Source organism: Enterococcus sp. AZ196, assembly GCF_050498845.1.
GTDB lineage: Bacteria > Bacillota > Bacilli > Lactobacillales > Enterococcaceae > Enterococcus_A > Enterococcus_A murrayae.
In genome coordinates this window covers 1,728,916-1,752,500 of record NZ_JBIPAM010000001.1, presented here as the reverse complement: position 1 = coordinate 1,752,500, position 23,585 = coordinate 1,728,916, and the positions used below count along the sequence as shown (strand labels likewise).

The following is a 23,585-nucleotide window of genomic DNA, read 5'->3' as shown; positions in this document are numbered from 1 at the left end:
CTCAAAAAAGAAAATAGTGTGGTGGCGATAGCGAGAAGGATACACCTGTTCCCATGTCGAACACAGAAGTTAAGCTTCTTAGCGCCGATTGTAGTGAGGGGTTGCCCCTTGTGAGATTAGGACGTCGCCGCGCTGAATTATTCCGGCATAGCTCAGTTGGTAGTAGCGCATGACTGTTAATCATGATGTCGTAGGTTCGAGTCCTACTGCCGGAGTTTCAAAGACAATCAATCATGATTGTCTTTTTTTGTTGTGAGCAAAGTATTTAAGAGATTGATAGAATCGTGCTATGCTTTATATGAGGTGATGAGAAGTATGTATATAAATATAGCAGATGAGTTAGTAAAGCGACTTGAGAAGTATCAAAATAGTCGAATTGTTTTAGATTTAGATGATGGTGTGGGTCGCTATTCTAAATCGGGTAGTTGTGCATTAAATATCAGTTTTCGTCTGCTCGTTTTAGATAAGGAACAGGATCATTCAGATTACACGTTAAATGTTGATAGTACTATCGGCAGCATCCCGATCAAAGAGCATTCAAAACTCTATTTAGAAGATGAAATGTCTTTGATTTTTGATCCGCGTATGTCATTGATCAAACTGAAAGGTCCTAGTGGAATGATTGATGGAAATGTACAAATTATTGATTTGCGTGAAAAAAAGGAGTGAGCTCAGAGGAGCCCACTCCTTTTTTATTTCGGTCTTTTTACATGTAAGGTCGCTGCAATATGTGCATAAGCATCTCCAGCTAAACGTGCTAACGGATTCAATTTTAGCGGGTCAATGTATTCTTGTTTTTGATCAAAAACTCTTTCCTCAAAATGATAATTCAAAACTTCTAAGATAAACATGTCGCTGATAATATTTTCAGCATTGTCCTTAACTGGAATATATTGGTGCAGTCGAACCTCGAAACGAATCGGAGCCTCCTTGATAGCCGGCACAGAAATTTCTTGACTGCCTATCAGTGTCAAATGGCTATTATCCAGTTCGCTTTCATCAGCTGGGAGAGAAGCAGAGGACTGATTCATTTCAGTTAATATAGTATCATTTACAAGATGGATTACCCCTTCTTTTTGCTGCAGCAAATTACGAGCGGAATCCTTTATCTGCTTCTCGTTGCGATTGATTGAAAGACTGATCAAAGGCAATTCTTTCGCCACGACATTGAAATAGCTGAATGGCGCAGCATTTACCACACCAGATTCTTGATTGATCGTTGTGATCCAAGCGATCGGGCGTGGAATGATGCTACCAGTTAGAAATTTATAATTTTGTTTGGTGGTAAGTTCTGAAGCTGAATAGAAAAGCATGGCTGTCTCCTTATTGACGTTTTTTATTGGCGTCAGACGTATCGAAAGGACGAACGTATTCTTCGATTTCTTCACGTTTTGCTTGTAGATGAGGTGGCAAGGATAGGATTTCTCCTGCGTGATCATAGGTCTCATCTTGTAAGAAACCTGGTCCGTCAGTTGCTAGTTCGAATAAAACATTTGGTGCAGCTAAGAAGTATTCTGATTGGAAATAGAAACGATCTACAAAACCAGAGTTTGGAAATTCTAGAGCATTTATTTTTTCTATCCAATCACGAAGAGCCGCATCATCTGCAACACGTAAAGCTAAATGATGGACATTTCCATAGCCCTCTTGAGCTGGGATCATGTCTGGCTGATCATCGACAAGGATCGTAGCACCATTTCCGCCTTCTCCGACTTCAAACTGATGCAGACTGCCTTCAGCGGCTGTTTCTTTAAAGCCGAGCAGGTTCTCTAAAACAAGTTTCAAATGTTCAAATTTTGCTACGGTAACGATTGTTGGGCCTAAACCGTAGATCGCATGTTCGGCAGGTACATTTGAATTCTTCCATGGAGTTCCGCCGGCAACACCTTGATTTTTTTCGTCAGATACTAATTGGAATAATTGATCATCAAAATCGTGAAATTCTAAATATTTTTTTCCGAAGCGTTCTTTGATTTCACCATGGGCAATATTCAAATCTGAGAATCGTTGCAGCCAATAGTTTAAAGAGGCATCATTAGGTACACGAAAGCCCGTTCGTGAAATACTGTTCGTTCCCTTTGTTCCTTTGGGAATTTGTGGGAAGTCGAAGAATGTCATATCCGTTCCAGGAGCACCTGTATCATCAGTAAAGTATAGATGATAGGTTTCAATATCGTCTTGATTGACAGTTTTTTTAATCATGCGCAAGCCTAAAATATCCGTGAAGAAGCGATAATTTTTTTCGGCACTAGAAGTCATAGCTGTAACGTGGTGTAACCCTCGAATTTGTGTATCCATAATAATTTCCTCCTAAGTTCTTACTAAAAGTAAGTATATGTGTAATGAAATTTTTTAGCAAGAATATTGCCTTGGGTTGATATTTTATAAAGGAATCAGTAGGATGGAAGCAGGAGGTGGACAATGAAAAAGATTGTTTTGTTTGATTTAGATGGGACATTGACTGATTCTAGAGAAGGAGTCTTGAATAGTGTCCGTTATATGCTGAAAAAAATGGGGTTGAAAAGTCCTGGTGAGGCTGCTCTGCGTAGTTTCATTGGACCGCCGCTAAAGGAAATGTTAGAGACGCTTTATAATTTGACGGAAAGTGAAGCGCAAAGTGGCATTGAATTTTATCGTGAATATTACAGGAATGAAGGAATCAAGCAATTGTCGGTGTATTCAGGTATTGACGAATTATTAACAGAATTATCCACTGAGTACTATTTAGCTGTTGCCACGTCAAAACCAGAATTTTTTGCTCGTCAGGTTCTTGAGAATACTGGACTGGAAAAATATTTTTCGGGGATTTTTGGCGCAGATTTAACGGGAGAACGCTCAAAAAAAGCAGATGTCATTGCTTATGCATTGAATAATCTGGATAAATCTCCGGCAGTAATGATTGGGGATCGCAAGTTTGATATTTTAGGTGCCAGGAAAAACGACGTGAAGAGCATAGGCGTTTTATATGGGTTTGGTGATCGCGAAGAGCTGACTGAAGCACAGGCAGATATTATGGTTGAGCGAGTGGAAGAGGTTGCTGAAGCTGTCAAAAGAGCTTTTCTACTCTGATATATATTAGCAGGCAATAAAAAAGTCCCTCGTATGAGGGACTTTTCATATTTTTTCGGCTTAGTACCAGCCGTTTGCTTGCCAGAATGCTTGCGCGCCTTCCCATGAACCATAACGAGAAGTTACATATTGGTCTGCTACACGTTCTTGATTAGCGGCAGAGTAGTCACCATTTAAGTATGAAGCAGATAATTGGTAACGTCCAATGTATTGACCGTTTGTAGCTGTGTATGAACCGCTAGATTCGCGTTGTGCGATCCATTCTTTAGCAGAGTTCGTACTTGCTGGTGTTGATGCTTCGGCAGCAGGTGCAGCGGCTTGTTCTTGGACAGGTGCTGCTTGCTGTGCTGGAGCAGCTTGTGTTGCTTGTTCTGTTTGAGCTGGGACAGCTTGTTCTTGAGCAGGTGCTACTGTTGAACTGCCTTTAGCGTCAGTATCAATTGTCAAATTTTGGCCTTCAAAGATCATGTCTACGTTAGAAATCTTGTTTCCTTTAGCAATTGAATCAACTAAGCTGTTGTCGCCTGCAAATTTGATAGAGATTTTTGATAGAGTATCACCAGATTGAACAGTGTAATTTTCAGCGGCCTGTGCATCGCTTGTTCCTAATGCAAATGCAGCACCAGCTGTTAGTAAAGTTGTAAGTACAAGAGTTTTTCCAAATTTCATTATGTAAATTCCTCCAAAAAAGTTTTTATGTGTAAATCAGTCATTTCGACTACGAGACATACTTTACCATCCTTCTTCATGTCATGGGTTATAAACCAGTGACAAGACGTTACAATGCCATGTACAAATGTAACAAATGACTGGTAAAACCGAGCTTTTGAAATACTTAATCTCTTTTAAGAATAATTGAAAAGGTCTCTCTACTGGGGAATCATCGACTCATTATTGGCCGCTCTTTTTTGAAAGCGCTGCTTAAAATTGCAATGTTGACATTTTACTGTAAAAAATCAGAAAATTATGTCAGGAAAAAAACGGGAAAATAATAGAATATTTCTTAAGAAAAGGTAAACAGCACAGAAGGCAATGATGGAAAATGAAAAGTACAGCCAAGAAAATCAGGTGCTTCGCTGATAGTTCGTTTTTCGAAGAAGTGAAGGAATGAGAGAGTGTTCGAGATCAAAGAGACAGCTACTTTTTTGTGTGAATCAAGACTTAACTATGGAAGCGGCAAGCTTACTGAATGTCATTGTTCCTATCAATGAGTCGAATAGCTATAAGTTCAAGTGATAGTCAAAGACTAATCAAATTATAACTGGATAGAAAAGCTAGATAATTATATTTCAGTTTCTTTTTACTCGGACAAGCTTATTTAAAAGCTATTTTTTATCTGAAATTCGGCAAAAATGCTGTACAAAAATATTTATCGAGAGGAATTACTAGTTTTTCACAAAAAAAACATAAATTATTGGACATGGGTCGTTATTTTTTTGGTAGAATATGATAGTAGTGAAATTTAAAAATCTGTTCCAAGCAGCAGGGGTGGCTGTCGTGGAATAGATGAATTTTAATCAAGAAAAGTGAGGAAATGTTTTGAAAAGGTTTGGGGAAGATTTTTTTCAGGAAAAAACGAAAAAGATTGTTATCATTTGTTTGGTTGTTTTAGTTGTATTCGTCAGCTTCTATTCTTTTAAGAGTGTCCATTATGCAGAACGACTGCTGCCGAAGACCAAAGTCAATAATATCAATGTGGGCGGTTTGACTGTTGATCAAGCGAATAGAAAAATTAGCGCAAAGCTGACTGAAGCACCTGTTGCTATTTCATTAGACAATAAATTGTGGAAGAAAATCAAACGCAGCGAACTTGGCTGGCAGAAGGATCATTTAGAGGCGCTTATGCAAATCAAGCAGAAGCAGGTACCTTTTGCATGGGGAATAAATAATCTATTAGGAAGCCAACATCAACTTTCTAGCAGCTATGATCAGGCGTATGTTGATCAATTGGTCGAAAATTTAGGTAATGAGATTCTGCAAAAAAATGTCACTCGGACACCTACGACGAATGCGAAGATCGAATGGGTAGAAGGCGATTTTGTGATCGTACCGGAAAAACAAGGGGATACGATTGATGTTGAAGCAGCTCAAAGGGCGTTGATCAAAAATTTAGAGAACGGCAAGCAGACGGTAAACGCCGAGGATTATTATGCGCAGCCAATTTTAACGAAAGATGACAGCCAGTTAAAAAAATTGAAGGATCAAATGAACAAATTGGTTAAAATAGAAACAGCTTATACGATCAACGGAAAACAGGTCGTTATTCCTGCAGAAGAGCTTGCCAGCTGGTTAACTACGAATGAAAAAGCTGAAATGCAGCTTGATCAAGAGAAGGTTACGGCTTTTGTGACCAATTTGAATGGGGAATACAACACTAAGGAAAATCCGACAGCCTTCACTAGTACTAAACGTGGGGAAGTGTCTGTTCCAGTCGGAATTTACAGCTGGTCGATCAATATTCCTGCAGAGGTTGAAGCATTAAGCACTCAAATTTTAAAAGGGAAGAATTTTAACCGGACACCGGTTGTAGAGAGCGAAGTCCCCAACGTACAGACAAGCATCGGTAATACGTACGTGGAGGTAGATTTGCAGAATCAATATATGTGGTATTACAAAGAAGGCCAGCTCCAGTTTGAAACGGATATTGTCAGTGGAAAGCCATCGACACCGACTCCGCCGGGAGTAAATTATGTTACAAGCAAATCAACCGACCAAATTTTACGTGGCTTGAATGATGATGGCTCTAAATATGCCAGCCCCGTACGTTACTGGATGCCAATCGATAAAACAGGTGTTGGGATCCATGATTCCGATTGGCAATACGCCTATGGGGGAGATTTGTGGTTGTATCGTGGTTCCCATGGCTGTATCAATACTCCGCCGGCTAAAATGGATGAGCTTTACCCAATTCTTGAGGTGGGGACACCGGTTATAGTATTTTAATGGACAATTTATATAGTAGGAAAAGTGCTAACCAGCGTGTTAGCACTTTTTTTGTCTGAAAGAAGAAGTCTCAAGACTATTTAACTGGTATTAGATTACTGCTCCTTTTTTTAGAGGATTGAAATAGTTCCATGCTCCCAAGCACTTTATAGTAAAAAAAGATTCCGATATAAATGTTGTTAAAACAATGATTCCAATTAGTCGGTAATTTTTCCTCCTATTTTTTGTTGACAAACTAAAAAAAACCACCTTACTATTGGTTTGTGGTTATAACCAGTAAAAAAGGAGCTCTTATGGAAAATTCATTTAAAAACAAAGCTTTGTATCATCAGCTTGTCGATTTATTGAAGGATCAAATGGAAATGAGCATGATTCCCCATGACAGGCTGCCATCTGAACGAGAACTAACAGCGCAATATGGAGTAAGTCGGACGACGGTTCGCTTGGCTCTGCAGGAGTTGGAAAGGATCGGCTATATTTATCGTCGTCACGGAAAAGGGACCTTTGTCTCTGATATCAAAAAAAATGCGGCAGATTTAGCTAGTGCTTATAGCTTTACTGAGCAGATGAAAAGTTTAGGAAGAAATCCCGAAACTAGAATATTGTCTTTTGAAAAAATCGAAGCGGATAAATTTATTTCTGAGCATCTGAATCTTTCATTAGGTGAAGCTGTCTTTAAACTAAGTCGGCTGCGAATAGCTGACCGTGAGCCTTTGATGTGCGAGGATACTTATTTGCCGGTGAAGTTTTTCTTATCATTGGATGATCGGCTGCTGCGAAGCAAGCCGCTTTATGACCTTTTTTCAGAGGAGTTTAATCAAACAATCCGGTTGGCTGATGAAGAGCTATATGCCAGTGTGGCTTCAAGCGACGACGCGAAACAATTGATGATACCGGAAGGAGCCCCCGTTCTTCATTTAGCTCGCCAGACATATAACATGAAAAATGAAATCATTGAATTTACTTTGAGTGTTGCCCGTGCGGATCAATTTCATTATCAGATTCGCCATATTCGAAATAGTTAGGAGAATCGAAGGATGTTTACAATAGAAAAAGAAAAATTGGAAGAACTAGGTGCAGAGATCACGACTCGTGAAATTCGGCAACAGCCAGAATTATGGGAAGAAACCCTTGAGCTTTATCTGACAGCACAAACAGAATTAGAACAATTTTTAGCAGAAGTCAAAAAACAGGCACAAGGAAAACGGACACGAGTAATCTTTACTGGTGCAGGAACTTCGCAATATGTAGGCGATACATTAGTTCCATATTTACGCAAGCAGGGAGACAATCAAGTATTTAGTTATGAGAGTATCGGCACTACAGATATTGTGGCAGAGCCGTTAGAGTATTTAATCAAAGAAGAACCGACGTTGCTTGTTTCATTTGCGCGAAGTGGCAACAGCCCTGAAAGTTTGGCCGCTGTTGAGATTGCAAATCAAGTCGTTGAAACGATCCATCATTTATCCATTACCTGTGCGGAAGAAGGGCAGCTAGCTCAAATCAGCAAAAATGATCCAAACAGCTTTTTATTCTTAATGCCTGTACGTTCCAATGATGATGGTTTTGCGATGACAGGCAGCTTTTCTTGTATGGTGTTAGGCGCATTATTGAGTTTTGATCAAACCGCTCTTGATAAAAAGCAGGGATATGTAAAAACATTAAGCCTCCTTGGAAAAGAAGTGATTGATCGTGAGACTGAGATTGAGAAAATTGTCGAGTTTGATTTTGAACGAATCGTTTACGTAGGGTCAGGGAGCTTAGCTGCTTTGACACGAGAAGCACAGTTGAAAATCTTGGAATTAACAGCAGGCAAGATCGCAACGGTCTTTGATTCTTCAATGGGCTTTCGTCATGGTCCAAAATCATTTATCAATGAAAAAACGGTGATGCTGGGCTTTGTTAACAATGATTCGTATACCCGCGATTATGATTTGGATGTCTTAGAAGAAGTTCGCGAAGATGAAATCGCTTCCGGTATTTTCGCTATCACTCAACCAGGTGAACGAAATTTTTCTGGCGATACGTTTGAATTTACAACGGACGCACAATTATTGCCAGACGGCTATTTAGCACTAGCCTATGTCATGGTAGCACAAACGGTAGCGCTATTAACATCTATCAAAGTAGCAAATACACCCGATACACCCTCACCAACCGGCACAGTTAACCGTGTGGTAAAAGGTGTAACCATTCATGAATATAAGTAGTAACAAACTGGGAGGAAGAAACATGCTTACGTTAACAGCAGGAAAAAAAGCGGCAATGGATCGCTTATCGACAGAAGATGGGATCATTAGTGCTTTAGCGATTGATCAGCGAGGCGCATTGAAGAAAATGATCAAAGCGCTGGATGTGGAGCCAACGGACGAGCATATTGAAGGCTTCAAGGAATTGGTTTCTAGTGAGCTGACACCTTATGCTTCCTCGATTTTATTGGATCCAGAATATGGTTTGCCAGCTGCCAAAGCGCGACATGAAGAGGCGGGATTATTGCTGGCTTACGAAAAAACGGGTTATGATGCGACGACACCAGGGCGTCTTCCCGATTTATTAGCCGATTGGTCTGTCCTACGTTTAAAGGAACAAGGGGCCGATGCAATTAAGTTTCTACTATATTATGACGTGGATGAAGATCCAGAAATCAATCATCAAAAGCAGGTTTTCATTGAACGATTAGGCAGCGAGTGTGCAGAAGAAGACCTTCCCTTTTATTTAGAATTAATCTCTTATGATGCCCAAAACGCCGATAGCGGTTCAATTGACTATGCAAAGGTGAAACCACATAAGGTCAATGAGATGATGAAAGAATTCTCAAAACCGCAATACAAAGTAGATGTATTGAAAGTCGAAGTACCGGTCAATATGAATTTCGTTGAAGGCTTTGCAACGGGTGAAACAGCTTATACGAAAGCAGAAGCAGCAAAATACTTCTTAGAACAAAGCCAAGCAACGGACTTGCCGTTCATTTTCTTGAGTGCGGGCGTTTCTACCGAGCTGTTCCAACAAACACTGGTCTTTGCTAACGAGTCTGGATCAACCTTCAATGGTGTTTTATGCGGACGTGCTACATGGAAAAACGGTGTGAAGCCTTTCATTGAATCAGGAAAGGTTGCTGCTCGTGAGTGGCTGAAAAATGAAGGACGGAAAAATATCGAAAGTTTAAACAGCGTTTTAGCAAAAACAGCAAGCTCTTGGCATGCCAAAGTGCAAGTAGTCGAAGAAGCTGTTGCAAACTAGGAGGCGGTCTCGTGATAGTAACTGTAACGATGAATCCCTCGATTGATATTTCCTACCCGCTGGATAGACTGAAAATGGATACTGTCAATCGAACCGATCAGGTGACAAAGACGGCAGGTGGAAAAGGATTAAATGTGACCCGCGTGATCCATGATCTAGGAGGTGCGGTGCTTGCGACTGGTGTTCTTGGAGGGTTTCATGGGAAATTCATCGCAGAAGAGTTAAATAAGGCTGGAATCAATCAGGCGTTTACACCCATTAAAGAAGAAACACGTGATTCAATCGCTATTTTGCATGAAGGAAATCAAACAGAGATTTTAGAAACAGGCCCGACTGTCTCAGGTGAAGAGAAAATCGTTTTTTTGAAAAAATTTGAAGAACTGCTTGAGCAAACGGATATTGTCACCATTTCAGGAAGCTTAGCGAAGGGATTGCCGCAAGACTTTTATCAAAAGCTGGTTCAAGTAGCTCGAGAAAAGGAAGTCAAGGCGCTTGTTGATACCTCGGGTGAAAGTTTGAAGCAAGTTTTAAAAGGGCAAGTAAAGCCCTATTTGATCAAACCTAATCTAGAAGAATTAGAAGTGTTACTGGAGCAAGATTTTTCTATTGAACAATTGAAGGATATCCAAACAGCATTAGAGCAGCCACTATTTGCTGGAATCGAATGGATCGTTGTTTCATTAGGCAAAGCAGGAGCACTCGCCAAACATAGAGACCGATTCTATCGAGTGACGATTCCAACAATCAAAGTTGTTAATCCAGTAGGTTCTGGTGACTCGACAATTGCGGGCTTTGCTTATGGGCTGACTCAAGCGATGCCGCCTGAAGATTTGCTGAAGTTCTGTATGGCAACAGGAATGGCCAACGCTCAAGAAAGAACGACAGGCCACGTGAACCCAATAAATGTACAGCGGCACTTTACAAAAATTGCTGTAAAAAAGATCGAGCGTTAGCTCGATCTAAGAGTTAAGTATTTTTTGAAACTAACTCAATTTTTACAGGTTACCACGGATATGATTCTGCTATGTTTGTAATCAACTGCTATTATCGGTGTTGCATACTGAATAGGAATTTTATACAGAGGGAAATAAATGAATCAAGAATCTATCATTTAGAAAGAGCTAGAGGAAAAAATCTCTGGCTCTTTCTCTTCTTTTTATTATGGTATGATTTATGCGAAGCTAAAAACGACAACAGGAACAGGAGTACGGAAGTGGATTTTAACGAAAAACTGAAACAATTACGCCAAAGCAAGCATTGGACGCAAGAAGAATTAGCTGAGAAGCTGTTTATCTCACGAACTGCAATTTCAAAGTGGGAATCGGGAAGAGGATTTCCCAGCATCGAGTCATTAAAGGCAATTTCTCAAGTTTTTGATGTATCAATTGATGAGCTACTTTCTAATAGTGAGTTAATCTCAATTGCTGAAAATGATAAGAAAAAGCAGCAACAGAAATTTCAGCGTCTGTTGTTGGGAATCCTAGACTGCATGACCGGTTTATTGCTTTTTTTGCCTATTTTTGCTCAAACCCAAGAAAGCCGCATTGTTTTTGTTTCGATGTGGCAATTGTCGCCTGAAACGGCAGCATTAAAGACTATACTTTCAATTTTTATTATTTTAACTACGTTGTTTGGGGTCTACGAAATTATGTTTGCTACCAGAGATCAGACATCTGTCATAAAAATTTCTTTGATTTTGACGTTGTTCGGTACATTACTTTTTATTATGACTAGGCATCCTTACCCTTCAACCTATCTATTGATAATTTTAGCTGTCAAAGGATTAAGCGCGTTAGATAGGCGTTGATACGCATCGTCACATACCAGTGACGATGCGATTCTTTTTATACTTAGGCGATTCTGATACTTTTTGTTTGGATAACATCCAAATAGAAGAGTTAGGAGAAAAGTCTATGAGTAAAAAGCAGAAACGATTGAGAAACGCTATAGGATTATTTTTACTTTTTGTTATATATACAATTAGTTTGAAAGTAATCGACGTACAAAAGGTAGGGCCGAAACAGTCTGAGGTAGGATTTGCAACGATCAATAAATATTTTCTGAATATAATTGGAACGAACTCGTTCTGGTACCGTGTGACAGAAATAATAGGAATTTTCCCATTATTGGTCGTGAGCTGTTTTGCCACTTACGGATTTTGGCAGCTAATTACGCGTAAGAAAATGTCATTAGTCGATCAAGAGATCCTCTATTTAGGCTTTGTTTATGCCGGGGTAGCTGCTGTCTATATCTTTTTTGAACACGTAGTCATTAATTATCGACCGATCTTAGTGGAGGGACAATTGGAGCCTTCTTATCCATCAAGCCATACATTTCTTGCAATTACAGTCTTACTCACTGCTTTTTGTGTGTTGAAAGATCAAAGCAGGATAAAAGAAATTGTATCCTATCTTTGCTTGATTGGGCTGTTTTTCCTAGTCATAGGAAGACTGTTATCAGGGGTACACTGGATCACAGATATTTTTGGAGGGATTCTTTTAGGCTTATCAATTGCCTCATGTTATGCTGGTATGCTCGAAAGAAATATAGATAAATAAAAAAACCTTGATTTCTCAAGGTTTTAGAAGAGCCACCTGTCGGGCTTGAACCGACGACCTCCACCTTACCATGGTGGCGCTCTACCAGCTGAGCTAAGGCGGCATAGTTATTTAACACAAGATATAGAATAGCGAAGTAAAGGCTGTTTGTCAACTCCCTGAGTATAAAAAAACTGATTGGAAAAGTCTGAAGTGAATTATTTATAAAATAGTCGTCATTAGGTGTTAGTGGCGACTATTTTATACAATTGACCAGCAAGATTGTTGTATCCCTTGGGCTGATTCCAAACGTTTGAAAGTAGAAGAACACCATCTTGTCCATCCTTAGAAAAATCAGCAACTGTTTCAAAGCGAGCTTTAACACCGCGTGTGTGATAACTATTTGTCATATTGTAGAGACCGCTGGCATATTTTTCGCCTGGATAAGCATACCATAGCTTAGTCCGTTCAGGATTCGTTAAGAACTGATCATTGAAAAGCGCCTGAAGATAAGTATACAAATCTTTTGCTGACATAAAAACATTCCCTGTTCCTAACTCATCTGCATAGGAAGAGGCGGCTGTTGGAGCGTAGATTGGACCAGCAGCGGATAGAGAGTAGGAGAGTGCCTGATTTGTATTTTTCTCCGAAAAAAAACTAGTTTCATTTAATTTCATCGGCTCCTTAATTTTTTTATCAAACAAAGTATTATAGTCTGTTTGATAAAGCTTTTCTAAAATACCTGCCAATAGGACATAATTTACCGGCTGGTAAGAATAACCAGCATCTTGAGCTACAGTTGTTTGGCGAATAGTTTCACTTAGTATTTCTTTGGTATCCGTCGTCTTTAAGGCATCGATTCTTTTTTCATCAATACGCAAGCCAGAGCTCATGTTTAACATGTCTTTAATAGAGATGTTTTTACTGTTGGGTATTTGTGGGAAAAACGTACTTAGCTTTTCGTTCAAGCGTAATTTACCAGCCTTGACTGCTTGCATGATTAGATAGGCAGTTTGGCCTTTTTGAACAGAGCCGATACAGTATTGTGTGTCGACTGTATTCTGGATTCTTTTTGCTTGATTTTTCCAGCCATAAGCTTTATTCAAAATTATTTGACCGTGTCGAAAGATCAGAGCAGTTCCACTGAAGTTTTTTTCTACTAGTGCCTGTTCAATACGGGCAGAAACAGCATCTTTAGGCTCTACTATCTGTGCAGCTGTGGTGGCAGGTAAGTGGATGAGCTTAGTAGAAGCAGCCTTTTCCACAGCGCTGTGCTGATTGCGAATATGTTCAATATAAATCCCACTTATTGTTAGAAGGATGATTATTAGGATAAAGAGACCGATTTTCGGTCTATGATTTTTTCTTTTTTGATGGAGTCTTCTTGGCATAAAAATTCCTCTAGTTCTCTTAAAATAGATTTATTCTACAGCTCAATCAAATATTGAACATTTAGGATTGCATGATGATTTAAAAATTGATATTATAATAAAGTATTCTTCCGGCATAGCTCAGTTGGTAGTAGCGCATGACTGTTAATCATGATGTCGTAGGTTCGAGTCCTACTGCCGGAGTTGCTAGAGACGATCATTTGATTGTCTCTATTTTTTTACACCTAAAAAGTGAATTTTTTATGAATAAACGTGTTAAATGTGAGAGAAATATTGAGGAAAACATGATCTTTTTCTAAACTAGTGTGATCTCTTTGAAACTGAAAAAAAACCTCGTTATACTAATAATGATAAGGAGGGACAGGATGGAAAAACGTGATGCCTATTTTGACAATGCAAAACTTTTTTTGATGATTTTAGTTGTGTTTGGGCACTTTTTGCAGCCATTCATGGATGATCATCCATTGTACAATGACTTGTACTATTTCATTTTTACTTTTCACATGCCAGCGTTTATTCTGATTTCAGGATATTTCGCTAAAAATGGCCCCAAGCCAATTATGAGTTTAGTGAAGAAGTTATTGCTTCCGTATCTTTTTTTCCAAGTACTTTATTCATGCTATTACACCTTAATTGGCCTGCAGGACTCTTTTAGTTTGGATCTTGGAATTCCGCAATGGTCGCTTTGGTTTTTATTGAGTTTGTTCGGGTGGAATGTCCTGCTACACTTAATAAACTATTTTTCTGTGAAGCAGGTTTTGATAGGAAGTGTGATTCTTGCACTCTTAGTTGGATACTTCCCGATTTTTGATCGTTATTTAGCGATTCAACGAACATTGGCTTTTTTTCCTTATTTTATGTTGGGATATGTAATCCCGAAAAGCTGGGTCGAAAAGTTGAAAGCCTATCCTAAGAAATGGATGGCGCTCCTCTTGTTTAGCGGCCTGTTTCTGTTTATTCAGGGAAATGATTTGATCAACAAATATTGGGTCTTTGGGTCTAAACCTTATGAGGATTACTTGGCTCATCCGCTACTCGGCGGACCGCAACGCTTGCTCTTTTTCGTGGCAGGTTTGATTGGAATTATTGCCTTTTTACTGTTGGTTCCAAAAGAACGTCATTTTTTCTCTAATTGGGGAAAAAATACGTTAACGGTCTATTTGCTCCATGGTTTTTTAGTCAAGGGATTGCGAGCACTGGAGTATGATTTTGAAATCAGTTCGTTAGAGCTAGTCTTATTATTTATAGGCAGCATGCTGCTGACCGCAGCCTTATCAAGCAGACGTGTTGGTCAATGGATAAAAAAAGGAAAACGGGTTTTACAGCCGAGTTTGTAAACTAATTGTCTCTTTGCCCCATTAAGCGTAAAATGAGGTGCAAGGAGGCGTTTTTTTTATGTCAAAAATTACTAATGAACGAACCCACGCTTTTCGTGAAGCTTTTGCTAAAAACTCAAAACAAGTCGCGCTGCAGCGAGGCGTAGTAAAAAATGGTATTCGAGCTTCAGCAGAGAATATACAGACACATGTTGAGAATACGCCGGTTTTCTCAATTGATCTTGCAACTGGAAAAGTAGCAAATCAAAAACAATCTGGACGCTGCTGGATGTTTGCGGCGCTGAATACCTTCCGCCATAAATTATTGACGACATTTCAGTTGAAGGATTTTGAACTTTCCCAAAACTATACTTTCTTTTGGGATAAATATGAAAAAGCGAATTATTTCTATGAGAATATTTTAAATACAGCAGAACAGTCCGTGGCGAGTCGAGAAGTAGCCTTTTTACTGCAAACACCCCAACAAGATGGTGGACAATGGGACATGATCGTGTCGCTTTTCCAAAAATATGGTGTCGTACCGAAAAGTGTAATGCCAGAAAGCAGCAACAGCTCGAATTCACGTGATTTAAACAATTATTTGAATAAATTGTTACGCAAACATGCCGTTCTATTGCGACAAATGGTGGCAGAAGATGCTACTTCTGAAGAAATACAAGCCAACCGTGAGGCGATGCTGCAAGAAGTCTATAATCTTTTAGCGATCTCATTAGGGACACCGCCAACTGTATTTGATTTCGAGTATCGCGATGATGAAAAAAACTATCATTTAGATAGAGGATTGACGCCTCAAAGCTTCTATGAGAAATACGTGGGAGTGGATTTAGATGATTATGTTAGTATCATCAATGCGCCAACGGAAGATAAGCCTTTTATGAAGTCATACACTGTGGATATGTTAGGAAATGTAGTTGATGGGAAACAAGTGAAATACTTGAACCTTGAAATGAATGACTTCAAAGCGTTGGCGATCAAACAGCTAGAGCAAGGCGAATCTGTTTGGTTTGGCTGTGATGTTGGCCAGTCATCTACTCGGGACAGCGGCATTATGGCTTTAGATGCCTATGATGTTGAGGACCTATTTGATGTTGATCTGACAATGACTAAAGCAGAACGGTTAGACTACGGCGAAAGTTTGATGACTCATGCGATGGTACTAACGGGTGTAGATTTGATTGATAATCAAGCGAAAAAATGGAAAGTCGAAAATAGCTGGGGTGAAAAAGTTGGTGACAAAGGTTTCTTTGTAATGAGTGATGAATGGATGGACGAGTATACGTATCAAATCGTTGTTCGGAAAGAACTTTTGACACCAGAACAATTAGCTGCTTTTGAAGCAGAACCGACCATTTTGTCACCATGGGATCCCATGGGAGCATTAGCTTAATACTAAAAAGTATATAATTTTCACATGAATAAATCGCTTTGCAGCAGGTATATCCATGTCCGGCTTCACGAACTAACTTTATCGGCAATAAGCAAAAATATTTCGAAATTTGAGAAGCAATTTAGAAATATTTTGGTCTTATTGTTCAAAAGTTGAGCAAGTTCGTGAGGCCTTTTTTGTATGATCATAAGGTAAAATTTCCTCTAATAAAGTGCTGTGGGAACGGAGGAGCACACATTCTTGACACAATGTTGTTTCTATTATGAAAAGCGTTTTCTTTTTTGATGTGCTATACTTTTAGCAAAAAGGAGGTTGGTTGGATGTCTAAACATTTAGCTGTTCGACATGCTGAAAACATACGAGAATTGGGTGGCTATGAAACAACGGACGGTCGAAAAGTTGCCCATCGCAAATTGATCCGATCTGCTAACATCAATCACTTAGACGCACAGGATAAACAATATTTAAGCGAGTACGGTATCAAAAAAGTTGTTGATTTTCGTTCACTTGAGGAACGAACTGCCCAGCCTGATCAAGAAATACCCGAGGCTTCGAATATTTTTTTACCGATTTTCCCACTCAAGGAGACCGAAACGGCATCGGCTTCGCCCAAAAAAATGATGCAGCGAATGCAAGATGGTGAAAATGCCCTTCAACAGATGGTTGAAGTGTATAAGCATTTTGTGACTGATCAGCACATTCGCGGTCAATACCGTAAATTTTTTGATTTAGTACTAGACAATCATAAAGCTGATGAGAGCCTACTTTTTCATTGCACAGCTGGAAAAGATCGGACAGGCTTCGCGGCGATACTTTTGCTACATTGCTTAGGCGTGGAGAGTGAAACAATTGTAGAAGATTATTTGGCGACGAATCGGTATTTAAAGAAAGTCGTACAGGAGATGTACAAAAAAGCAGAGCTCGCAGGTATATCAGCTGAGGCGTTACACGGGATCGAAGATATGATGTCTGCTAAGGAGGTCTATTTAGAGACTAGTTTTGAACAAATCAAAGAACATTATGGAACAGTGGGACAGTTTGTTCATGAAGGGATCGGGATATCCACACATGAAATCAAAGATCTGCAGAAAATCTATTTGTTGTAAGGAGTTGACGAAATGAATGAGTTGCTGAATTATTTAAACATGCAAACAAAAGTAATACCGATTGGCGGCGGAGATATCAATCAGGCGTATCGGGTAACAGATGGAAAAAATAATTATTTTTTGAAATACCATCCGCAAATGTCGTCAGATTTTTTTCAGGCGGAGGTCGATGGATTAGCAGAACTAGGAAACGCAGTGCGAGTACCAGAGGTTTATCAGCATGGAAGTTATGCCGATGCGGCGTATCTTTTGATGGAGTGGATCGAGCCTGGAGAAGGCAACCAACAAGACTTGGCTCATGAACTTGGCAAGCTTCACGAAATCAAAGCAATCAAGTTTGGTTATAAAAGAAATAATTTCATGGGTCTATTGCCTCAGATCAACACGCCTTCAGATAACTGGTGGGACTTTTATTTGACAAATCGATTAGAGGTCCAGATAGAAATTGCTAATGGGCGAAACCATTGGACGGCACGCAGAGAAAAAAATTATCAGTTATTTAAAGAGTGGATTTATCAAAAATGGGGTACAATGTCTTTTGAACCAACTTTATTGCACGGCGATTTTTGGAGCGGCAATACTTTTTTTGATACGCAAGGTCGACCGGTCTTTGTAGATCCGGCAGTTTCTTATGGTCATCGAGAAATGGATATTGCTATGTCCCAACTATTTGGCGGCTTCCGTCATGAATTTATTGACAGCTATCAAGAAATTATGCCGATGCGTGAAGGTTGGCAAGATCGACTGGCTATCTACCAACTTTATTATCTGCTGGTTCACCTGAATATTTTTGGGGAGACCTACGGAGATGCGGTAGATCGCGTCTTAGCTTTAGGAGGAAAGTAATTGGGAAAGAGATACACCATTCATCATGAAGTCGCATATTATGAGTGCGATATCAACCAGAATATGACGTTTCCAGCTTTATTAAGTGTTGCTATCAAGGCCTCATCTGATCAAAGCGATGAGCTGGAGCGGGGAACAGATTATATCAATACTTTAGGTATAACTTGGGTGATTACACAAACGGAAATAGCAATCCATCGTTTACCTCAGGTTGGCGAAAAGGTTACGATTGTGACCGAGCCAACAGAATTCAACCGCTATTTTTGCTATCGAAGTTATTGGGTCTACGATGCAGAGGGTGCAGAATTATTGAAAATCGATATGTCTTTTGTATTGATGGACATCGAAAATCGCAAGATGAGCAGTGTCGACGCAAATCTTATGGCACCCTATGAATCACCACAGGTCAAGAAAATTCGCCGCTGGCCAAAGATTGAAAAGGTCGAAGGGGATCTGAAGCAATTGTATCATGTACGCTACTATGACCTTGACAGTAATCATCACGTGAATAATGCTATGTATTTTAATTGGTTGATCGATGTACTAGGCTATGATTTTATGACACATCATGATCCAACATATGTGAATGTAAAATTCGATAAGGAAGTATTGTACGGCAATGATATCGAAAGCTTCTACGAAATTGTCGCAGACAAAGAAGTAAAAACCCGTCATGAGATTCGCCTCGGTGATCAGCTTGCTTGTGAAGCGAATATATTATGGCAAAAAAGAAGTTAAATCGGAATAATCGATTTAACTTCTTTTTGCTTTGTTCATACTTCAGATTTTAATAATTGAAAGAATGGACCTACTCTTCCATAAAGTGTTTTAATTCTTCTTTTGATAAGTGAGCATTTAACGCAATCAATAATTTTAAACGAGCTTTTTGACTATTGATTCCGTTGCAGAAGATGACACCATGTTGTGCCAACTCTACACCACCGCCATGATAGTCATAAACTGGTTCAGCGATACCGTTAAAGCAGCGTGAAACAAGGACAATCGGTAGACCTTGTTCCAATAAATGATAAAAAGGCGGTAAGGTTTGCGGAGGCAAGTTACCAGCACCGAGCGCCTCAACTACTAGTCCATCGACTGTAATGGCTTGATCAAGGATCTCGAAGAAGTCGCCCTGCATTCCTGCAAAAACCTTAATGATTGGGATCATTGCGTCAAAGCTGTTGATATCATAGCGAGTTGTTTTAGGCAATTCTTGCTTGAAAAGTATCTTTGATTTCGTGACTAGGCCGATGGGTCCTAAGGTTGGGGTCCGAAAAGTTGCTACATTTGTTGTATGGGTTTTTGTTACATAACGAGCGCTGTGAACTTCATCATTCATGACAACGAGCACACCTTTACCAATAGCATTGTCTGAAGCCGCTACACGAATCGCACATTCAAAATTGTAAAGACCATCACTTCCTAATTCATTGATAGAACGCATCGCGCCAGTTAAAATAATCGGCATTAAATCACCAATGGTCATCTCTAGAAAATAAGCAGTTTCTTCCAGAGTATCTGTTCCATGGGTAATAACGACACTGTCCAGACCTTCTTGTTTAGCGGACTTGATTCTCTCTTTCAAATCAAACATTGTCTCAACAGTGATGTGGGGGGAAGGTAGGTTAGAAAAATCTTCCACGATCAATTCAATATCAGCTGGCAGACGTAATTCCTGCCCAGCCGCTAGTAAAGGATTCTTTTTGTCTGGACGTACAGCACCATCGGCATCTTGACTCATTGAGATCGTTCCGCCTGTATGTAAAATCAAAATCCGTTTCATCATCATTACTCCATTCGTTATTAGCGCATTGTTGCTAATTTTTTGCTATGCTTATTGTATACTATGAAACAAAGGGAGGCTAGGATACTATGATTCGAATTGGATTAACTTCTTTTAATGAACACAGCAGCTTGACTGGTAAGAAGACCTCTTCTTTGTATGAGTATGCCGGTTACCTGCCATTGGTCGAGCTAGATACGAATTATTATGGAATCACCAAAAAGAGCTCGGTTGAGAACTGGTTGACACAAGTTCCAGCTGATTTTCGCTTTGTGGTTAAGCTATATGCGGGATTTACAGGACAGGCTAAATGGCAGGATAGTTATCCTTCTATAGCAGCGATGCAGGAGCATTTTCTTGAAACATTAAAGCCGATGATCGAAAGTGGAAAGTTATTTTGCTTTTTAGCACAATTTCCGGCACAATTTAAGTGTACAAAAGAAAACGTCGCTTATTTAGAGACACTGCGGGAGTTATTCCCTGATTTACCTGTAGCAATAGAACTGCGAGATTACAGTTGGTATGCTGAAGAATTAATTGAGAAAACAAAACAATTGATGAGAACATTGGATTTTAGTTTGGTGATGGTGGATGAGCCGCAATTACCGGATACTGTTCCGTTAGATTCTACGGTGACGAATAAAAATTTTAGTCTGTTTCGTTTTCACGGAAGGAATCAAGCGTATTGGAACGATCGGACTGGTGATTGGCGCAAGAAGCGTACTTTATACCGCTACAACGAGGCTGAATTGAAGGACTTGGGGAATAAGGTTAGACAAGCAGCCGAGGAGTCCGCAGAAATTGGCGTCATTTTTAATAATAATTCTGGTGGAGATGCCGCCGATAATGCTATGCAATTGAAAAAAATTCTTCAACTGGATTATGAAGGATTGAATCCAAGTCAAATCGATTTATTTTGAACGAGGGAGAGCCATGATAAAAGCCATTTTTTTTGATATAGACGGAACCTTGATAACTGGTGATTCTAAGGTGCTGGACAGCACCCGCGAAGCGATTCGGTTAGCTCAAGATCAAGGGATTTTTTGTGGAATAGCAACGGGACGAGGCCCAGTAAAAATCGAAGAACGGATTGAACAGCTGCCTTTGGATGTTTATGTCATGTACAACGGACAGTTGGTTTATACGAAAGAAAAAGAGATTTTTCAACGGGCGTTTTCTGCTGAGACATTACAAAAGATCGTGGATTTTGCGGACGATGAGCATCGTCAAATTATTTTTGGCGGTCGCTATCGTGTGGATGGCAGCCACTTGATGAAATGGTCACAAAACTCGCTGCTAAAAAAAATTGCTGGCTGGATGCCTAGATGGTTTCCTGTAAGGTCGACTCGTCGATTATTGCAGTCTTTTAGTCCGAATCGAGAAAAGGGCAGGTATAAAAAATTATCTATTTTACAAGAGCCGATTTACCAATGTGTACTCTTTAGTGCAGAAAACGAAGCACAAAGCTTGCAGGAACGCTTGCCAGATTGTTCTTTCCAACGTTCAAATCCTTATTCTGTGGATATCGTTCCTAAAGACGGTTCAAAGTATCATGGAATATTAGAGTTTACTAAGGCAGCCGGAATTAATATAGAAGAGGTAATGGCTTTTGGTGATCACTACAATGATATTGAAATGATTCAAAAAGTAGGTATCGGAGTGGCAATGGGAAATGGTCTGTCAGAAGTAAAGGAACAGGCTGATTATGTAACTGAGACGAACGAGAGGGACGGTATCTATCAAGCATTAAAACATTATGAGGTTATTTGATTACTGAATTTCAGAGAAAATGATAGACAATATTTTACACTTTTTAAGAATAGGGAGTATTGATAGATGAACGAACCGTATCAAATGGCACGAGAGTTTCACACGGTTTTTGCCCCAATACCGCCAGAGAAGCCAGAAGCATTCTCCAAAGAACGCGGGAGCTTCCGCGCTGGTTTTAAGGTTGAAGAAATTGTCGAATTTCTATATGGTGTTGCAGAAGGGGATGAAGCTGACTTCAATGCCCTTGTAGCAAAACTTCATGAAGATGTCGATCAAGCCAAAGAAAAAGTTTTAGCAAAAGCTGCTCCAGTAACAGACCCGTTAATTGCGGAAGTGGATGCTTTGACTGATTTACTTTATTTTACTTATGGATCATTTGCCTTGATTGGCGTGGATCCAAAACCGATTTTTGAAATTGTCCATCGCGCAAATATGGGCAAACTTTTCCCTGATGGCAAACCTAGATATCATCCGATAACGAATAAAGTGATGAAGCCTGATGATTGGCAAGAAAAGTATGCTCCAGAACCGTTGATTCAAAAAGAGCTGGATAGACAAAAAGGAAAAGCCGAATAGCACTGGCTTTTCCTTTTTTTATTTAATGGATTAGGTATCAGGCCAACAGATTTAAAGAAAGGCTCCTTTAATCAAAGAAAGTGTAATAAAGCGATCGAACAGCTAACCGTTCTTGTTCACTGCGGATTGCAAAGATGATGCTTCGCTCATCCGCACCTTGCGAAATCATTCGTAGGTTAACGTTTTTTCGAGCTAGGGCAGCAGTGCTGTCAGAGGTGGTACCGGGTCGTTCACGCATTCCTTCACCAACCAGTGCAACAACAGAAAGCCCATGTTCGATTGATAATTGATCAGGCTGAATCTTTTCTTCAATTTGTTTCAATAATTCTGCTTCAATATCGCGGGTCAATTGCCGTTCTCTTAAAATAATCGAGATGTCATCAATTCCCGAAGGCATATGTTCAAAACCAATACTCAGATCCTCAAGAATTTGCAGGATTCGCCGAACGATTCCGACTTCCCGGTTTAGCAAATATTTGCCAATTGTAATACCGCAGAACCCGCCATCACTAGCAACGCCAACAACTTCATTGCGAGTTTCACTATCAAAGGACTTTTTAATTAAGGTCCCCTGACATTCAGGATTATTGGTATTTTTAATAATAACTGGAATTTGTGCTTTAAAAGCCGGCATCAAAGCTTCATCATGAAAGACTGTGAAGCCTGCATAAGTCAATTCGCGAATCTCGCGATAGGTAGCAAATTCAATCAATTCTGGATCGTGAATGTATTTTGGACTAGCAGCAAAGATCCCATCCACATCAGTAAAATTCTCATACATATCTACTTTCAAGCCCGCTGCAACGATCGAACCCGTGATGTCGGAGCCTCCTCGTGAAAATGTACAGAGATGTCCATCTTTGGTGTAGCCAAAAAATCCTGGAATAATCAAAATTTCTTTTGAGTCGCGCCATTGATAAATTTTCTCGTAGGACTCCTCTAAAATTCGGGCATTTTGCGGTTCGTTAGAAACGGTGATTCCCAGTTCCTTTGGATTTATGTAGCGTGCATTGATGCCGCTCTTTTTGAAACATGCAGCAACTAGCTGAGCATTCAAGTTTTCTCCGCTAGCTAAAAAGCTGTCTAAAGCATAAGCGTTTGTTTCGTCATAGTTTTCTTGAAGTTGACGTAATTCAGCGCTGAATTTTTTTTCAATATCTTCGTCGACGTGGAACGCTGCAGCAATTTCTGTATAGCGAGCGACGATTTCACGGATCAATTCTCCAGTTTCATGTTTGTATACAACAGCATTGTAAAATTGAATCAATAAGTCGGTGACTTTTTTGTCTTTATTGGTTCGCTTTCCTGGAGCAGAAACCACGACGAAACGACGGCTAGAGTCGTCAGTAACGATCGCTAAGACTTTTTTTAGTTGTTCAGCCGAAGCCACGGAGCTTCCGCCAAATTTGATCACTTTCACTTTAATCACCTCTTATTTTAATGTGGATTTAATATTATCTGAAAAGCCGCATAATTTCAAGGGGCTTTGCCGCTTTCACGAATAGAAATTTTTATTAAATTACACTTTTCTTAAATTTATAACAATTGAAGCGGATTCCAAAAAATGCTAATATGAAGAGTGACTGTGCGATAAACATTT

Annotated in this window: 23 protein-coding genes, 3 tRNA genes and 1 rRNA gene; 20 read left to right on the top strand and 7 right to left on the bottom strand. The window is 39.7% G+C overall.

Annotation, left to right across the window (positions count from 1 at the left end; genetic code table 11):
• Window positions 1–17 precede the first annotated feature (17 nt).
• From rrf to IGI67_RS08560, 3 genes are all read left to right on the top strand, one after another.
• Window positions 18–133 (top strand): 5S ribosomal RNA (gene rrf / locus IGI67_RS08570).
• Window positions 134–141: 8 nt separating this feature from the next.
• Window positions 142–215, top strand: a tRNA-Asn gene (locus IGI67_RS08565).
• A gap of 100 nt (window positions 216–315) precedes the next feature.
• Entirely contained in the window at window positions 316–669 is a 354-nt protein-coding gene (locus IGI67_RS08560) for an iron-sulfur cluster biosynthesis family protein (RefSeq protein ID WP_429957416.1), read from the top strand.
• A 23-nt stretch (window positions 670–692) separates the two neighbouring features.
• Here IGI67_RS08560 and IGI67_RS08555 read toward each other — a convergent pair whose 3' ends face one another.
• Together IGI67_RS08555 and IGI67_RS08550 are read right to left on the bottom strand one after the other, a co-directional pair.
• A complete protein-coding gene (locus IGI67_RS08555; protein ID WP_429957415.1) occupies window positions 693–1,313 on the bottom strand; it encodes a flavin reductase family protein in 621 nt (206 codons plus the stop codon).
• 10 nt (window positions 1,314–1,323) lie between these two features.
• Window positions 1,324–2,298, bottom strand: a complete 975-nt coding sequence (locus IGI67_RS08550) for a ring-cleaving dioxygenase (RefSeq protein ID WP_207109439.1) — start codon at window positions 2,296–2,298, stop codon at window positions 1,324–1,326.
• Between the two features lie 123 nt (window positions 2,299–2,421).
• On the opposite strand from IGI67_RS08550, the gene IGI67_RS08545 reads away from it, so the two are divergent.
• The gene (locus tag IGI67_RS08545; protein WP_429957414.1) at window positions 2,422–3,069 is read left to right on the top strand and encodes an HAD family hydrolase; all 648 of its coding nucleotides are present in this window, start codon (window positions 2,422–2,424) and stop codon (window positions 3,067–3,069) included.
• A gap of 60 nt (window positions 3,070–3,129) precedes the next feature.
• Here IGI67_RS08545 and IGI67_RS08540 read toward each other — a convergent pair whose 3' ends face one another.
• A complete protein-coding gene (locus IGI67_RS08540) occupies window positions 3,130–3,738 on the bottom strand; it encodes a LysM peptidoglycan-binding domain-containing protein (protein WP_429957413.1) in 609 nt (202 codons plus the stop codon).
• Window positions 3,739–4,608: 870 nt separating this feature from the next.
• Between IGI67_RS08540 and IGI67_RS08535 the strand changes: the two genes are divergently transcribed.
• The 7 genes from IGI67_RS08535 to IGI67_RS08505 all read left to right on the top strand — a co-directional run bounded on the left by IGI67_RS08535 (window position 4,609) and on the right by IGI67_RS08505 (window position 11,810).
• Window positions 4,609–6,012, top strand: a complete 1,404-nt coding sequence (locus tag IGI67_RS08535) for a L,D-transpeptidase family protein (RefSeq protein WP_429957412.1) — start codon at window positions 4,609–4,611, stop codon at window positions 6,010–6,012.
• Between the two features lie 293 nt (window positions 6,013–6,305).
• Window positions 6,306–7,037: a GntR family transcriptional regulator gene (locus IGI67_RS08530; RefSeq protein ID WP_429957411.1), complete on the top strand. Its 732-nt coding sequence runs from the start codon at window positions 6,306–6,308 to the stop codon at window positions 7,035–7,037.
• Window positions 7,038–7,049: 12 nt separating this feature from the next.
• Window positions 7,050–8,222 (top strand): SIS domain-containing protein, encoded by a 1,173-nt coding sequence (locus IGI67_RS08525; protein WP_429957410.1) that lies wholly within the window; start codon window positions 7,050–7,052, stop codon window positions 8,220–8,222.
• 22 nt (window positions 8,223–8,244) lie between these two features.
• Entirely contained in the window at window positions 8,245–9,252 is a 1,008-nt protein-coding gene (gene lacD, locus IGI67_RS08520) for a tagatose-bisphosphate aldolase (RefSeq protein WP_429957409.1), read from the top strand.
• Between the two features lie 11 nt (window positions 9,253–9,263).
• Window positions 9,264–10,205 (top strand): tagatose-6-phosphate kinase, encoded by a 942-nt coding sequence (gene lacC / locus IGI67_RS08515; protein ID WP_429957408.1) that lies wholly within the window; start codon window positions 9,264–9,266, stop codon window positions 10,203–10,205.
• Between the two features lie 260 nt (window positions 10,206–10,465).
• Window positions 10,466–11,059 (top strand): helix-turn-helix domain-containing protein, encoded by a 594-nt coding sequence (locus IGI67_RS08510; RefSeq protein ID WP_429957407.1) that lies wholly within the window; start codon window positions 10,466–10,468, stop codon window positions 11,057–11,059.
• A gap of 106 nt (window positions 11,060–11,165) precedes the next feature.
• The gene (locus tag IGI67_RS08505; RefSeq protein WP_429957406.1) at window positions 11,166–11,810 is read left to right on the top strand and encodes a phosphatase PAP2 family protein; all 645 of its coding nucleotides are present in this window, start codon (window positions 11,166–11,168) and stop codon (window positions 11,808–11,810) included.
• A gap of 30 nt (window positions 11,811–11,840) precedes the next feature.
• Here IGI67_RS08505 and IGI67_RS08500 read toward each other — a convergent pair.
• Window positions 11,841–11,913 (bottom strand) — tRNA-Thr (locus IGI67_RS08500).
• A gap of 115 nt (window positions 11,914–12,028) precedes the next feature.
• The gene (locus IGI67_RS08495) at window positions 12,029–13,180 is read right to left on the bottom strand and encodes a serine hydrolase domain-containing protein (protein WP_429957405.1); all 1,152 of its coding nucleotides are present in this window, start codon (window positions 13,178–13,180) and stop codon (window positions 12,029–12,031) included.
• A gap of 109 nt (window positions 13,181–13,289) precedes the next feature.
• Between IGI67_RS08495 and IGI67_RS08490 the strand changes: the two genes are divergently transcribed.
• From IGI67_RS08490 to IGI67_RS08465, 6 genes are all read left to right on the top strand, one after another.
• Window positions 13,290–13,363 (top strand) — tRNA-Asn (locus IGI67_RS08490).
• A gap of 182 nt (window positions 13,364–13,545) precedes the next feature.
• Window positions 13,546–14,517, top strand: a complete 972-nt coding sequence (locus tag IGI67_RS08485) for an acyltransferase family protein (RefSeq protein ID WP_429957404.1) — start codon at window positions 13,546–13,548, stop codon at window positions 14,515–14,517.
• Between the two features lie 58 nt (window positions 14,518–14,575).
• Complete coding sequence (locus IGI67_RS08480; RefSeq protein WP_207109420.1) at window positions 14,576–15,904, top strand: aminopeptidase C; 1,329 nt, start codon at window positions 14,576–14,578, stop codon at window positions 15,902–15,904.
• Between the two features lie 320 nt (window positions 15,905–16,224).
• Window positions 16,225–17,010 carry a tyrosine-protein phosphatase gene (locus IGI67_RS08475; RefSeq protein ID WP_429957403.1) on the top strand — a complete coding sequence of 262 codons (786 nt, stop codon included), beginning with the start codon at window positions 16,225–16,227 and terminating at the stop codon, window positions 17,008–17,010.
• A 12-nt stretch (window positions 17,011–17,022) separates the two neighbouring features.
• On the top strand, window positions 17,023–17,856 hold the full coding sequence (locus IGI67_RS08470) for a fructosamine kinase family protein (RefSeq protein WP_429957402.1): 834 nt from the start codon (window positions 17,023–17,025) through the stop codon (window positions 17,854–17,856).
• Window positions 17,857–18,594: an acyl-[acyl-carrier-protein] thioesterase gene (locus tag IGI67_RS08465; RefSeq protein WP_429957401.1), complete on the top strand. Its 738-nt coding sequence runs from the start codon at window positions 17,857–17,859 to the stop codon at window positions 18,592–18,594.
• Between the two features lie 70 nt (window positions 18,595–18,664).
• On the opposite strand, the gene IGI67_RS08460 is transcribed toward IGI67_RS08465, so the two are convergent.
• On the bottom strand, window positions 18,665–19,639 hold the full coding sequence (locus IGI67_RS08460) for an asparaginase (RefSeq protein ID WP_207109416.1): 975 nt from the start codon (window positions 19,637–19,639) through the stop codon (window positions 18,665–18,667).
• An 89-nt stretch (window positions 19,640–19,728) separates the two neighbouring features.
• Here IGI67_RS08460 and IGI67_RS08455 point away from each other — a divergent pair, with 89 nt between their 5' ends.
• The 3 genes from IGI67_RS08455 to IGI67_RS08445 all read left to right on the top strand — a co-directional run bounded on the left by IGI67_RS08455 (window position 19,729) and on the right by IGI67_RS08445 (window position 21,985).
• The gene (locus IGI67_RS08455) at window positions 19,729–20,559 is read left to right on the top strand and encodes a DUF72 domain-containing protein (protein ID WP_429957400.1); all 831 of its coding nucleotides are present in this window, start codon (window positions 19,729–19,731) and stop codon (window positions 20,557–20,559) included.
• A 13-nt stretch (window positions 20,560–20,572) separates the two neighbouring features.
• A complete protein-coding gene (locus tag IGI67_RS08450; RefSeq protein WP_429957399.1) occupies window positions 20,573–21,409 on the top strand; it encodes a Cof-type HAD-IIB family hydrolase in 837 nt (278 codons plus the stop codon).
• Window positions 21,410–21,475: 66 nt separating this feature from the next.
• Window positions 21,476–21,985, top strand: coding sequence for an HAD family hydrolase (locus IGI67_RS08445; protein ID WP_429957398.1), 510 nt, complete (start codon window positions 21,476–21,478; stop codon window positions 21,983–21,985).
• A gap of 67 nt (window positions 21,986–22,052) precedes the next feature.
• Here the strand turns inward: IGI67_RS08445 and IGI67_RS08440 are convergent, their stop codons facing one another.
• Window positions 22,053–23,405, bottom strand: a complete 1,353-nt coding sequence (locus IGI67_RS08440; RefSeq protein ID WP_429957397.1) for an aspartate kinase — start codon at window positions 23,403–23,405, stop codon at window positions 22,053–22,055.
• Between the last annotated feature and the right edge of the window lie 180 nt (window positions 23,406–23,585).

Bases quoted from the DNA above. Each gene is read 5' to 3' on its own strand.
- IGI67_RS08560 (WP_429957416.1), top strand. From the start codon at position 316: ATGTATATAAATATAGCAGATGAGTTAGTAAAGCGACTTGAGAAGTAT.
- IGI67_RS08555 (WP_429957415.1), bottom strand. From the start codon at position 1,313: ATGCTTTTCTATTCAGCTTCAGAACTTACCACCAAACAAAATTATAAA.
- IGI67_RS08550 (WP_207109439.1), bottom strand. From the start codon at position 2,298: ATGGATACACAAATTCGAGGGTTACACCACGTTACAGCTATGACTTCT.
- IGI67_RS08545 (WP_429957414.1), top strand. From the start codon at position 2,422: ATGAAAAAGATTGTTTTGTTTGATTTAGATGGGACATTGACTGATTCT.
- IGI67_RS08540 (WP_429957413.1), bottom strand. From the start codon at position 3,738: ATGAAATTTGGAAAAACTCTTGTACTTACAACTTTACTAACAGCTGGT.
- IGI67_RS08530 (WP_429957411.1), top strand. From the start codon at position 6,306: ATGGAAAATTCATTTAAAAACAAAGCTTTGTATCATCAGCTTGTCGAT.
- IGI67_RS08525 (WP_429957410.1), top strand. From the start codon at position 7,050: ATGTTTACAATAGAAAAAGAAAAATTGGAAGAACTAGGTGCAGAGATC.
- lacD (WP_429957409.1), top strand. From the start codon at position 8,245: ATGCTTACGTTAACAGCAGGAAAAAAAGCGGCAATGGATCGCTTATCG.
- IGI67_RS08505 (WP_429957406.1), top strand. From the start codon at position 11,166: ATGAGTAAAAAGCAGAAACGATTGAGAAACGCTATAGGATTATTTTTA.
- IGI67_RS08495 (WP_429957405.1), bottom strand. From the start codon at position 13,180: ATGCCAAGAAGACTCCATCAAAAAAGAAAAAATCATAGACCGAAAATC.
- IGI67_RS08485 (WP_429957404.1), top strand. From the start codon at position 13,546: ATGGAAAAACGTGATGCCTATTTTGACAATGCAAAACTTTTTTTGATG.
- IGI67_RS08480 (WP_207109420.1), top strand. From the start codon at position 14,576: ATGTCAAAAATTACTAATGAACGAACCCACGCTTTTCGTGAAGCTTTT.
- IGI67_RS08475 (WP_429957403.1), top strand. From the start codon at position 16,225: ATGTCTAAACATTTAGCTGTTCGACATGCTGAAAACATACGAGAATTG.
- IGI67_RS08470 (WP_429957402.1), top strand. From the start codon at position 17,023: ATGAATGAGTTGCTGAATTATTTAAACATGCAAACAAAAGTAATACCG.
- IGI67_RS08460 (WP_207109416.1), bottom strand. From the start codon at position 19,639: ATGAAACGGATTTTGATTTTACATACAGGCGGAACGATCTCAATGAGT.
- IGI67_RS08455 (WP_429957400.1), top strand. From the start codon at position 19,729: ATGATTCGAATTGGATTAACTTCTTTTAATGAACACAGCAGCTTGACT.
- IGI67_RS08450 (WP_429957399.1), top strand. From the start codon at position 20,573: ATGATAAAAGCCATTTTTTTTGATATAGACGGAACCTTGATAACTGGT.
- IGI67_RS08445 (WP_429957398.1), top strand. From the start codon at position 21,476: ATGAACGAACCGTATCAAATGGCACGAGAGTTTCACACGGTTTTTGCC.